This window comes from Amycolatopsis methanolica 239, assembly GCF_000739085.1.
Lineage (GTDB): Bacteria > Actinomycetota > Actinomycetes > Mycobacteriales > Pseudonocardiaceae > Amycolatopsis_E > Amycolatopsis_E methanolica.
Genome location: NZ_CP009110.1, coordinates 225,389 through 237,408 on the forward strand (window position 1 = coordinate 225,389; position 12,020 = coordinate 237,408).

Annotated in this window: 10 protein-coding genes and 2 pseudogenes; 9 read left to right on the plus strand and 3 right to left on the minus strand. The window is 72.3% G+C overall.

The window, feature by feature from the left end:
• The first annotated feature begins 15 nt into the window (after positions 1-15).
• Positions 16-450, plus strand: coding sequence for a VOC family protein (locus AMETH_RS01140; protein ID WP_017986185.1), 435 nt, complete (start codon positions 16-18; stop codon positions 448-450).
• A gap of 396 nt (positions 451-846) precedes the next feature.
• Positions 847-903 (plus strand): annotated as a pseudogene (locus AMETH_RS42865) (hypothetical protein); the annotation flags it as partial.
• Positions 904-1,010: 107 nt separating this feature from the next.
• Here AMETH_RS42865 and AMETH_RS01150 read toward each other — a convergent pair.
• Entirely contained in the window at positions 1,011-1,841 is an 831-nt protein-coding gene (locus AMETH_RS01150) for a helix-turn-helix domain-containing protein (protein ID WP_038532637.1), read from the minus strand.
• 550 nt (positions 1,842-2,391) lie between these two features.
• Between AMETH_RS01150 and AMETH_RS01155 the strand changes: the two genes are divergently transcribed.
• Positions 2,392-2,820 carry an MmpS family transport accessory protein gene (locus tag AMETH_RS01155; RefSeq protein WP_017986188.1) on the plus strand — a complete coding sequence of 143 codons (429 nt, stop codon included), beginning with the start codon at positions 2,392-2,394 and terminating at the stop codon, positions 2,818-2,820.
• On the plus strand, positions 2,817-3,614 hold the full coding sequence (locus tag AMETH_RS01160; protein ID WP_017986189.1) for a hypothetical protein: 798 nt from the start codon (positions 2,817-2,819) through the stop codon (positions 3,612-3,614). Before AMETH_RS01155 ends, AMETH_RS01160 begins: the two co-directional genes overlap by 4 nt.
• 172 nt (positions 3,615-3,786) lie before the next feature.
• On the opposite strand, the pseudogene AMETH_RS01165 reads toward AMETH_RS01160, so the two are convergent.
• Positions 3,787-4,847, minus strand: a pseudogene (locus AMETH_RS01165) (DegT/DnrJ/EryC1/StrS family aminotransferase).
• A 124-nt stretch (positions 4,848-4,971) separates the two neighbouring features.
• Between AMETH_RS01165 and AMETH_RS01170 the strand changes: the two are divergent.
• Positions 4,972-6,369: an AMP-binding protein gene (locus AMETH_RS01170; RefSeq protein ID WP_017986191.1), complete on the plus strand. Its 1,398-nt coding sequence runs from the start codon at positions 4,972-4,974 to the stop codon at positions 6,367-6,369.
• A gap of 745 nt (positions 6,370-7,114) precedes the next feature.
• Positions 7,115-8,461, plus strand: a complete 1,347-nt coding sequence (locus AMETH_RS01175; protein ID WP_038531792.1) for an ArnT family glycosyltransferase — start codon at positions 7,115-7,117, stop codon at positions 8,459-8,461.
• On the opposite strand, the gene AMETH_RS01180 is transcribed toward AMETH_RS01175, so the two are convergent.
• A complete protein-coding gene (locus tag AMETH_RS01180; RefSeq protein WP_017986193.1) occupies positions 8,458-9,273 on the minus strand; it encodes an HAD family hydrolase in 816 nt (271 codons plus the stop codon). The genes AMETH_RS01175 and AMETH_RS01180 overlap by 4 nt on opposite strands.
• Positions 9,274-9,336: 63 nt before the next feature.
• Between AMETH_RS01180 and AMETH_RS01185 the strand changes: the two genes are divergently transcribed.
• The 3 genes from AMETH_RS01185 to AMETH_RS01195 are packed head-to-tail and all read left to right on the plus strand — an operon-like array spanning position 9,337 to position 12,007.
• Positions 9,337-10,221: an LLM class flavin-dependent oxidoreductase gene (locus AMETH_RS01185; RefSeq protein ID WP_017986194.1), complete on the plus strand. Its 885-nt coding sequence runs from the start codon at positions 9,337-9,339 to the stop codon at positions 10,219-10,221.
• 3 nt (positions 10,222-10,224) lie between these two features.
• Positions 10,225-11,493, plus strand: a complete 1,269-nt coding sequence (gene glf, locus AMETH_RS01190) for a UDP-galactopyranose mutase (RefSeq protein WP_051079481.1) — start codon at positions 10,225-10,227, stop codon at positions 11,491-11,493.
• Positions 11,486-12,007: a phosphatase PAP2 family protein gene (locus tag AMETH_RS01195; protein ID WP_017986196.1), complete on the plus strand. Its 522-nt coding sequence runs from the start codon at positions 11,486-11,488 to the stop codon at positions 12,005-12,007. The genes glf and AMETH_RS01195 overlap by 8 nt, the downstream gene beginning before the upstream one ends.
• The last annotated feature ends 13 nt before the right edge of the window (positions 12,008-12,020 follow it).

A 12,020-nucleotide genomic window follows, 5' to 3' on the forward strand; every position in this document is an offset into this window, starting at 1 on the left:
GGCTATGGTGGTCCGATGGGTTCGGTCAGGCAGGTCCAGATCACCTTCGACTGCGCGGAACCCGAGCGCGTCGCCCGGTTTTGGTGCGAGGTGCTCGGGTACGTCGTGCCACCGCCGCCGGAGGGGTTCGACTCGTGGGCGGACTACGACCGCTCGCTGCCGCCGGAGCAGCGGGGAGCCGCGTTCGCCTGCGCCGACCCGACGGGCGCCGGGCCGCGGCTGTTCTTCCAGCGGGTGCCGGAGGGCAAGGTCGTCAAGAACCGGGTGCACCTCGACGTCCGGGTCGGCACCGGACTCGCCGGCGCCGAGCGGCTCGCCACGCTCCAGGCCGAGCGCGAACGGCTGGAAGCCCTCGGGGCGACCTGCGTGCAGGTGCTGGAAGCCGACGAGTTCAACGAGTCCTGCATCGTCATGCAAGACATCGAGGGCAACGAATTCTGCCTGGATTAGGACATTTTCGGGCGCGGCTTGCATGGCGGTGCGGGCAGCGGAACCTGAGGCGGCCCCTGGCTGCGGGATCGCCAGGAACCACCTCAGAACCCGCGGCGGTGCCGGTTGCTCAGGCGGTGACGCGGCTCCGCCGCTTGGAAAACAGAACTAGTGCCTCGTCAAGGAACGTTGAGGTGGTAACCGTGTCGTGTGGACATCCCGGCCGGTGACGGCGAGCCTGCCCGTTGGAGGTGAGGCATGGCGCGTCAGCCGGAGGTGTTCGTGCGGTCGCTGGAGCCGGAGGAGGCCCAGCGGCTGGTCAAGATCACGAGGTCGGCCCGGGATCGGGTGCGGCTGCGGCGGTCCGGGATCGTGCTGGCCTCGACCCAAGGCCGGTCCGCGGGGGAGATCGCGGTGATGTTCGCCGCGAGCGAGGGGTATGTGCGGGAGGTGATCCACGCGTTCAACGACTCCGGGTTCGCGGCGTTGTCCCCAAAATGGAGGGGCGGCCGACCACCTCGCGCCGCTGATCGCGCTGCCCGCGCTCGGCCTGATCCTGATGTCCACAGTGGACGAGCCGGTCAGAGGCTGAAACGCACCGAGATGCGCCCCGAGTGCCGCCGCGGCCAGGCCTGCAGCATCTCGTACTGCTGCAGCGGCCACCGGCACACCACGACGTTCAGCGGCCGCCCCAGCTGGCGCATCAACCGGTGCAGGAAGTCCTCCGCGTGCGGGGTGTCGAACGGGCCGAGCCCGGCGCGGAAGTGCACCACGCCCCGGTTGGACATCGCGATCAGCACGTTGACGTCGCCGAAGTAGTTGCGGAACCCAGACATCAGGTTCTGCCGCGACACCGCGCGGCGGTCGGCGGGCGCGTGCGGCCGCGTCCACGCCACCCACAGCACCTCCGCCTCCGGGATCCACTCCTCGGCGGTCGCCGGGGCGCCGCGCGGCCTTGGCACCGTCGCGGTGACGCGGCTGCGCATCATCTCCTGCAGGTACGGCTCGTCGATCAGGCCCCACCGCACCAGGTAGTGCCCGACGGTCGCCGGGCTCAGCAGGATCCGGAACTCGCGGTTGACGAGTTCCACCACGGCAGGGCGGCTCCACAGCCGGGGCCGGAGACCGTACTGGTCGGGCGTCCCGCTGATGATCGTCTTGATGGTCCACGCCTGTTGCGCCGGCGAGAGCGCGAGCTGCTCACCGGGGCGGCGGCCGCGGGTCTTGGGGCGGAAGGCGTCCTCGCCCTCGCGCCGGTAGGCGAGCACCCAGGCGCCGACGGTCTTGCGGGACACGCCGAACAGGCGCGCCACCTCCGACCGGGACACCCCGGCCTCGACGGCGGCCACCGCACGGCGGCGCAGGGCCTCCAGTGCGTCGGGGGACAGGCTGCGGGCGTCACGTGTCGTCATGGTCGTGCCCCTGCGGGTGGCCACGGGCACCACGTGCGCGGCAAATGCGGTGCGCGCATCGTCTCCCTTTCTGCAATTCGATGCCCGTGATGGCGGAAGGATCACGGGCACAACGGACATTACGACGCCGGGTGTGTCGGCCGGATGGCCTCATCGTTAAGTGCCGATCACAAGAGGTGCCGGAAATTTTTCCGGGAAAGTGATGGCCCTGCGCGGGTGAGGCATATGGGTGCCACCCGGTCGTCCCGCGCCCAGCGGCGGTCGCGAGTGGACTGGTAGGTATTTGTCTCACCAGGGCCGGAGTGGCGGCGGGCCGGTCCGGTTCGGGTCCGCGTGCCCGTTCGGTCCCCGCCGCGGGGAACGTGCCCGCAGCCTGCGCGAATGTGCCCGGCGGAAATGTTTCCCGGACGTGAACGCGTATTTCCGGAAATGCTTCCCGGGCCGATCGGCGAGCCTGGTCAGCCTGCCGACGCGCGTGCCAGGATGACGCTCCCCAGGTTTCCACATCAGTCCGGATCGAACCTGAGAAGCGTCCAAGAAGGCGAGCACGATGAGGGACACGGCCACGCGGATCGCCCGGCGGACGTGGTGGCTGCCGTGGCTGATCGGCGCCGCCGTCGTGCCAGTCGGCGCGGCCACGGCGCTGCAGGCGCTGAGCACCGGCCAGCCGCTCAGCCGCACGTCCTTCGAGCTGCCGCGCAGCGCGCACCGGGTCGTCTACGAGGTCACCGGTTCCGGTTCCGCGCCGGAGATCCGGTACGTCACCGACGGCGTCAACCGCACCGAGACGCTGCGCGACGTGCCCCTGCCGTGGCGTCTGGAACTCGACCTCGAAGTCGGCCCCGCGCTCGGCGTGGCCCAGGTGACGGCGGCCAGCCCGGTCGGCTGCACCGTGTCCGTGGACGGCGTCGTCGTGCACACGGCGGAGGCCGCGGACGGCTGGACCTCCGTCTCCTGTTCCTCGGTGATCCGGCCGTGAGGGCCCGCGCCGCGATCGTGGCCGGCGCGCTGGCGGTCGGCCTGCTGGCCGCACCCGCCGCGTGGGCCGAGACGCGGGTCCTGGACAGCTGCGTCGCCACCGCCACCGAAGGCGACGAGCTCGCGCTGAGCCCGCTCGCCGTGCTCGACCCGGTGGTGTCTGTGCTGGCGCCGCTGGACCCGCTGAACGTCCTGGTGCCCGCGTTCGAGACGGCGTGGCGCGCGACCACGCCGATCGTGCTGCCCGCGGCCGGTCCGGCCGGGATCGCCGGGGACGTCATCGCGGACGCGGTGCTCGCGCGGCTCACCGGCATCTCGGTGGTCGGCCCGGTGCTCGACGTGCTCGTCGGCCCGGTGCACGGCCTGCTGGCCGGCACCTGCCGCATCACCGCGGTGCCGGCCGAAGCGCCGCGCGCGGACCCGCCGCCGTTGCCTCCACCGCCAACAACGCCACCACCGCCCACGCTCGCCCCGCCGGAGTTCTCGCTGCCCGCGGGCGGCCCGGCCGGGGGAGGGGCACCGCCCGAGCCGTCGCCGTACCAGGGCGACGGCCCGGCCGGCACGCCCGCCGCGGCCCCCGCGCCCGGGTCGCACTACGACGTGCAGAGCACGGTCCCGCAGGCGCAGTTCGACACGGTGGCGCTGGGACGATCCCGCGCGGCAGCGACGGTCGAGGCGCTGCCCGCGGACGATCCGCTGCCGTGGGAGAGCCCGGCGATCCTCGCCGCGCTGCTCATCGCACTCGTCGGAATCCAGCTCGGCCGGACCTGGATTTTGCGCCGAACGGACGAATAGACTCCTCCCGGTGCGGGAGGCGAAGGGGATCCAGCGGGCGTTCCGCCCGCCCGCTGGATCCCAGGGGCCCTGTCCGCATTACAGAGCAACCCCCATGCTAATCGGTGGTACCCAAGAACTGCCTGAGAAAACCCCGCGCCACGCCGTGGCCGTCCACATCGGACAGCGGGCGTCACGCGCCGAGCGCCTCGCGCACCTCGCGCACGACGGTGTCCACGTCCGCCTCGGAGAGCGCGGGATGCACCGGCAGCGACAGGACCTCCTCGGTGACCTTCAACGCGACCGGGAAGTCCCGCCGGGACACCGCCGGGATCTGCGGGTGCTCGCGGAAGCGGTCGTGGTCGAACACCAGCTTCGGGTGGTGCACCTCGGTTTCGACCCCGCGCTCGGCCAGTTCGGCGACCAGTTCGTCGCGGGCGAGCATCGCGTGCGGGCCGATCAGCACGCTGTACCGGTGCCACGCGTGCTCGCGGCCGGGCAGCTCGGCGGGCACCGTGAGCCCGGGCGTGCCGGCCAGGCCGACGGACAGCTGCCGCGCGTTGCGCCGCCGCGCCGCGAGCAGCTCGTCCAGCCGGTCCAGCTTCGGGATGCCGACGGCGGCGTGCAGTTCGGACATGCGGTGGTCGTGCAGCAGGCGCAGGCGATCGGCCAGCGCGGCGTCGTCCGTGGTGACCACGCCGCCCTCGCCGGTGGTCACGATCTTGTTGGCGGACAACGAGAAGCAGCCGACGCCGAACGACCCGGCCGCCCGCCCGGCGAAGGTCGCACCGAGCGCCTGGGCCGCGTCCTCCACCAGGTGCAGCCCGTGTTCCTCGGCGAGCGGGGCGAGCTTGCCCATGTCGGCGGTCTGGCCGTGGGGGTGGACCGGGAGGACCACGCGGGTCTCCGGCGTGATCTCGGACGCGACCGCGTCCGGGTCGACCGCGAAGTCGTCGCGGGTGATGTCGGCGAACCGGACGGTCGCGCCGGTCCGGAGGATCGCGGCGAGCGTCGCGGCGGAGGTGAACGGCGACGTGATCACTTCGTCACCGGGGCCCAGCCCGAGCGCCTCCAGTGCGGTGGTGACGGCGGCGGTCCCGCTGCTCACGGCGACCGCGTGCGCGGTGCCGGCGGCGCGGGCGAAGGCGTCCTCGAAGCGGGCGACCACCGGGCCCTGCGTGAGCGTTCCCGACCGCAGCACCTCCACCACGGGGATTCGGCATCGCGGACGTCGACCGCGGTGACGGGGATCATCGGCTCGGCGCTTCCTTTACTGTGTTCGGCTCAGGCGTCCGTAAGACTGTACGAATGGATCCCGCGTGGTAAACCGCATCCACCCGACCGGTGCAGGTCCGGCCCGACCGGAAGGCGTGGTCCGGTGACCCTGCTGGCTCCCGGCGCCCGGCTCGTCGACGCCGAAACCGGCGCCGTCCTCGACGGTCCGGCGCTGATCATCGAGGTCGAACGGCGGGCCGACGAACTCGCGGCCCTGCCGGACGGCGTGTTGTTCGCCCGCACCGGCGTCGACCTGAGCGGGGTGCTCACCTACGTCGCGGCGGTGCAGGCCGGGCGCGCGGTGGCGCTGTTCGACCCGGCGCTCGACGTCCCGGTGCTGGCCCGCCTGATCGAGCGGTTCCGCCCGTCGGCCGTGCTCGACGCGCCCGCTGCCGAGCCGCCGCCCGGGTACCGGGCCGCCGGGGGGAAGTGGCTGCGCCTCGACCCGGACGGGGTGCGCCCGCACGGCGACCTCGCCGTGTTGCTGCCGACCAGCGGCTCGACCGGCAACCCGAAGCTGGTGCGGTTGTCCCGCAAGGCGATCCTCACCAACGCGCACGCGATCGCCGACGTGCTGGGCATCGACGAGCGCGAGGTCGCGCCGACCACACTGCCGCTGCACTACGCGTACGGCCTGTCGGTGCTCAACTCGCACCTGGTCAGCGGCGCGACGGTGGTGGTCGAGCGGGAGGGCATCCTCGGGCGCGGGTTCTGGGACACGGTCGCCGCGCACGACTGCACGTCGGTCGCCGGGGTGCCCTACCACTACGAGATGTTGCGGCGGTTGCGGTTCGACCCGGCCGCGAACCCCGGTGTGCACACGCTCACCCAGGCCGGCGGCCGGATGCGGCCGGAGCTGATCGCCGAGTTCGACAAGTTGATGCGGTCGGCGGGCGGGCGGATGTTCGTGATGTACGGCCAGACCGAGGCGGCTCCGCGCATGGCGATCATGCCGTCGGAGCGGCTGGCGGAGAAGATCGGCTCGGTGGGGCCCGCGCTGCCCGGCGGGCAGTTCGCGATCCGCCGCCCGGACGGCGGCGACACCACGCACCCCAAGATCACCGGTGAGATCGTCTACCGCGGGCCGAACGTGATGATGGGCTACGCCTCGACGGCGGAGGAGCTGGCGCTGGGCGACGAATGCGGCGGCGTGCTGCCCACCGGCGACCTCGGGTACCTCGACGAGGAGGGTTTCCTGTTCGTCACCGGGCGGCTCAAGCGGATCGGCAAGGTCTTCGGCAACCGGATCAGCCTGGACGACCTGGAGGCCGCGACGCGCGCGACGGGCCTGGGGATCGACATCGTGGCCGCCGTCGCGGCCGACGACAAGGTGGTGCTCTTCGCGGAGGGCGCCGAGGCCGACACCTGCAAGTCGGCGTCACACGCGCTCTCCGACCGGCTGCACCTGCACGCATCGGGCTTCGACGTCCGCCCGATCGACACGATCCCGCTGCTGGCCAGCGGCAAGATCGACTACCAGGCGCTGGAAGACCAGGTCTGAGCCGCGCGGGGCGCGAGGATCGGGCGCGCCACGCGGCCCCACCGCTGCGGCGGGATTTGCCCGCCGAGCAGGGCCGATCGGCGCGAGCGGGGGCTGACCTGCACCGGCGCGCGGCCAGCCCGGCCGCGGCACTTGGCCCCACCATCGTGGCTGCGGCTCGCCCGCCTCGGGTCCTACCCCGGCCCGCGCGCCGGTGCGGCTTCGGCCGGCCTGGCCCGGTCCGCGTGGGTGGGCCGTGCCCTGTACAGGGGCGCCCGCTCGCCCCGCCTCCTGGTGCCTGGCCCCATCCGCGTGGGCGGGCCAGGCCAGGCACCGGGGCGCCCACCGGCTCCCGGCGCCTGGCCCCGCCGCTGCGGCTCGCCCGCCTCGGGTCCTACCCCGGCCCCGCGCGCCGGTGCCGCTTCGGCCGGCCTGGCCTGATCCGCGTGGGCGGGCCGCACCCTGCATCGGCGCGCCCGCCGGCTCCCGGCGCCTGGCCCCGCCGCTGCGGCTCGCCCGCCGAGGGTCCCCCGACCGGCGCGGCATCGGCCGGGCAGGCGCTCGCCTCGCGAGCGGGCCACCCGTCGTCACCACAGCGGCGGCCCGCCCCCACCCACGTGACCCCAGCCCGAGCAGGCACCCCCCGCCGCCCACCTCACCCCGCCCGGGCCGCGCCCATTCCCCCGAAATGTCTCAGCGACGAAACAATCCGGCCCCGGGAGCGATACCTACGGCAAGGGTGGAGCGGCGTCACGGAGGGTGAGAGGTGCCTGGTGCCCTGGTCGCCGTGTGGCTGGCGCTGGCGGGGGTGGTGACCGCGGCATGGCCGCGCGTCGCGACGGAGCGTGCTCGCCGGGGCTGGATCCTGTTCCTCGCTCTGGTGTTCGCCCTGGTCCTGCAGCTCGTCGTGGCCACAGTGCCGGACGACGCGTTCGTCACGTTCCGCTACGCCCGCAACATGGCCGAGGGGTACGGCGCCGTCTACACGATCGGCGAGCGCACCCAGGGCCTGCCGAACTTCCTGTGGCTGGTGCTGGTCACGCTGCCGCGGGCGTTGTTCGGCGCGGACGTCGTTGCCGGTGCGGTCATGCTGGGCATCGCGTGCGCGCTCGGCTGCGTCGTCGTGGCGTACCTGCTGGCTAAGCGGGTCACGAACAACGCCGGGATCGTCGCGGCGCTGCTCACCGCGGGCGCGAGCCTGCTCGCCGCGCACGGGCTGGCCGGCACCGAGACACCGCTGTTCGTCCTGCTGGTGCTGGCCGGGTGCCTGGCCCTGGTCACCGGCCACCCGCTGGTCGCCGGCGTGCTCGCCGCGCTGGCCGTGATGACCCGCTCCGACGGCGTGGTGTTCGCGCTGCTCGGCGAGGTGTGGCTGCTGACGGCGGCGGTGCGGCGCCGGTCGAGCTGGTGGGGTCCCGCCGGCTACCTGCTGGGCGCGCTGGTGTTCCTCGTGCCGTGGTGGGCCTGGGAGGCGACCTACTACGGGCACGCCCGGAGCGGCTGGCCTGCGTCGTCCCACCTGCCGTACGGTTTCCTGCTGTGCGCACTGGCCGCGGTGGGCGCGGCCGTCGTGTGCGGCAGGACGAGCGCCCACGGCGGCCGCCCGTCGCCGCGGCCCCGGCGGCGGCTGGCCGAGCGGCGTGTCGTGGCCGTGGTCGCGCTCGTGCTGTGCGCGGTCAGCGTGCCGGCCGCGTTCGCCGCCCAGCATGTCGTGCACGTCGACCGCCAGCGGATGGCGCAGACCACGGAGATCGGTCACTGGCTGCGTGACCGCCTGCCGTCCGGCTCGAACATCGACACGTTCGGCAACGCCGCGCTGGCCTACCGCGCAGGCCCTCGGATGATGATCACCGGCGTCACCGGGCCCGCCCCCGAAGACGAGTACGCGCCGGTCGCGCTCTTCGGCCTGCCGGTGCTCGCCGCGCCGCTGGCCTGGTACTCACCGGCGCAGGACTGCGGGATCGCGGACAAGTACGCGCAGCGCTACGAGGTCGCCACCTTCCAGCGCACCGGACTGGGCTGGCTGACGCTGTACCTGCGCGCCGACAGCGAGTCCCGCCTGTTGTCCCAGCTCGCCGCCGACCAGCGGCTGACGTACGTGCCCTGCCCCTAGAACCAGCGTTCGAGCACCTGCGCGACGCCGTCCTCGCTGTTCGGGCTCGTCACCTCGTCCGCGATCGCCAGCACGTCGGGGTGGGCGTTGGCCATCGCCACACCGTGCCCGGCCCACTTGAGCATCTCCAGATCGTTGGGCATGTCGCCGAACGCGATGATCCGTTCGACCGGCACGCCGAACCGCTCGGCCACCTCGGCCAGCCCGGTGGCCTTCGTGATGCCGTGCGCCGCGATCTCGATCAGCCCGCCGCTCGCGGAGAACGTGATGTCCACGGACTCGTCGAGCACCGCGCGCGCCGCCCGCGCCATCTCGTCCGACGTCATGTCCGGGTGGCTGACCAGCAGTTTCACCGCAGGCCGTCCGACGATCTCGGCCCGGGACACCGGCACGCCCTCGCCGTCGCCCCACGGGTTGTGGTAGCCGTGCTCGACCACCAGGTGCTCGACGTCGGGGTCGAGCGCGCGGCGGCCGACCCGTTCAGCGGCGAACCCGGCGCCGGGCAGCGCCTTCGTCAGCTCGTGCACGGCGTCGTTGAGCATCATCGGCTCCAGCGCGCCGTGCACCCCGACCACCTCGTCCGCGCCGATGTCGTACAGCACGGCGCCGTTCGCGCACACCGCGTAACCGGTCAGGCCCCCGGCCTGCGCGACGGACGGGATCCAGCGCGGCGGGCGGCCCGTGGCGAGCACGACCGGGATCCCCGCGTCGGTGGCGCGCCGCAGCACGGCGGCGGTGCGGGGGGACATCCGTTCCATGGGGTCGAGCAGGGTGCCGTCCACATCCGACGCGATCAGCAGGGGTTTCTCCACACCCCCATTGTCCCTTGGGGTGCGGGCCGACAGATTGTCGGTGCTGACCGATAGCGTGGGCCGGTGCGCGTTGGCATCGTGATTCTCCCCGAGGACAGGTGGTGGGCGGCCGAGCCGAAGTGGCGGGCCGCCGAGGAGTACGGCTTCGACCACGCCTGGACCTACGACCACCTCGGCTGGAGAACGCTGGTCGACGGCCCGTGGTTCGCCGCGGTGCCCACGCTGACCGCCGCGGCAATGGTGACCTCCACCATCCGGCTCGGCACGTTCGTCGCCTCGCCCAACTTCCGCCACCCGGTGCCGTTCACGCGCGAGCTGATCACCCTCGACGACGTGGCCGACGGCCGCCTCATCCTGGGCGTCGGCGCGGGCGGCCTCGGTTACGACGCGGGCGTGCTGGGCGGCGAGGAGCTCACCCCGCGCCGGCGGTCGGACCGGTTCGCCGAGTTCGTCGAGGCGCTGGACGGCCTGCTTATCACCGACGGTTTCGACTACGAGGGCACGTATTACACGGCCCGCGGCGCCCGCAATCTGCCCGGTTGCGTGCAGCGGCCGCGAATTCCGTTCCTGATCGCCGCCAACGGGCCGCGCGCGATGAAAGTTGCCGCAACATATGGTGGCGGCTGGGTGACCACCGGACCGCAGGCGGAAACGCTCGACGAGTGGTGGCAGGGCGTCGCCGAGCTGTCCCGGCGCTTCGACCAGGTGCTGGCCGAGAACGGCCGTCCGGGCGAAGAGGTCCACCGGTACCTCAGCCTCGACTCCTCTCCGGTGTTTTCCCTGGTCAGCGCCCAGGCGTTCACTGACGCGGCCGGTCGCGCCGCGGAGCTCGGCTTCACCGACGTGGTCGTGCACTGGCCGCGTTCGTCCGGCCCGTACGCCGGCCGTGAGGCCGTGCTCGAAGAAGTGGTGGCAGACGTGCTGCCGGGCCTGCGTGAAGCGCAATAGTGAATGTGGGTGCGATTGCCCTCGGTAGCGTCGGTACCCTCGCTTCCCGTGAGCGAGCACACGAGCAACACTGACGTCACCGACGCCGAATTCGCCGGGTACGACCTGATCGTCGTCGGCTCCGGCTTCTTCGGGCTGACGGTCGCCGAGCGCGCGGCCAGCCAGCTCGGCAAGCGCGTGCTCGTGCTGGAACGGCGTTCCCACCTGGGGGGCAACGCCTACTCCGAGGCCGAGCCGGAGACCGGCATCGAGGTGCACCGCTACGGCGCGCACCTGTTCCACACGTCGAACAAGCGGGTCTGGGACTACGTCAACCAGTTCACCGAGTTCACGAACTACCAGCACCGCGTGTTCGGCAAGTACAAGGGGCAGGTCTACCCGCTGCCGATGAACCTGGCGCTGATCAACCAGTTCTTCGGCAAGTCGCACACGCCGGACGAGGCCCGCGCGCTGATCGCCGAGCAGGCCAGCGAGATCAACACCGCGGACGCGCAGAACTTCGAAGAGAAGGCCATTTCGCTCATCGGCCGCCCGCTGTACGAGGCGTTCTTCCGCGGCTACACCGCGAAGCAGTGGCAGACCGATCCCAAGGAGCTGCCCGCGGGCAACATCACCCGCCTGCCGGTGCGCTACACCTTCGACAACCGGTACTTCAACGACACCTACGAGGGCCTGCCGGTCGACGGCTACACGGCCTGGCTGGAGCGGATGGCCGACCACGAGCTCATCGAGGTCCGCCTGAACACCGACTACTTCGACGTCCGCGACCGCATCCCGGCAGGCACGCCGACCGTTTACACCGGCCCGCTGGACCTCTACTTCGGCTACTCCGAGGGCCGCTTGGGCTGGCGCACGCTCGACTTCGAGCAGGAAGTCGTCCCGACCGGCGACTACCAGGGCACCTCCGTCATGAACTACAACGACGAGGACGTCCCGTTCACCCGGATCCACGAGTTCCGCCACTTCCACCCGGAGCGGGACTACCCGAAGGACAAGACGGTCATCGTCCGCGAGTACTCGCGCTTCGCGAACGACGACGACGAGCCGTACTACCCGATCAACACCCCGGACGACCGGGCGAAGCTTGAGCGGTACCGAGAGCTGGCGAAGGCCGAGGCGCGCGAGCGCAACGTGCTCTTCGGCGGCCGCCTCGGCACCTACAAGTACCTGGACATGCACATGGCCATCGGTTCGGCGCTGTCGGTCTTCGACAACAAGATCGCCCCGCACCTGACCGAGGGCGCCCCCCTGGACGGGAGCATCGATGCTTGAGAAGAAGCCGGAGCGCGCCGCTGAGATCGAGGTGCTCTCCAAGGTCCAGGGCGCACTGAAGCGCCCGGCCACCGTGAAGGCCGCCCGCGGCCTGTCCCACTTCGGTGAGCACGCGATCGGGTGGTTCGCCGCCGGTCTCGTCGGCGCCGCGGTCGACCGCAAGCGCCGCAAGGACTGGCTGGTCGCGGCCGCGGGCGTGGTCGGCGCGCACGGCGCGTCGATCGCCGTGAAACGGGTGGTCCGGCGGCCCCGCCCGCAGGACCCGAGCGTCGAGGTCCTGGTCGGCACGCCGAGCCGGCTGAGCTTCCCGTCCTCGCACGCCACGTCCACTACGGCGGCGGCGGTGCTGTACTCGGGATTGACCGGGCGTAACCTGGTTCCCGCGCTCGTCCCGCCGATGTTGGCGTCCCGGCTCGTGTTGGGGGTGCACTACCCGACCGATGTGCTCGCCGGCGCCGCGCTCGGCGGTGTGGTCGGAGGTCTGCTGCGCAGGAAAATCCGCAAAAAGGGGTAGGGAACCACCCGTG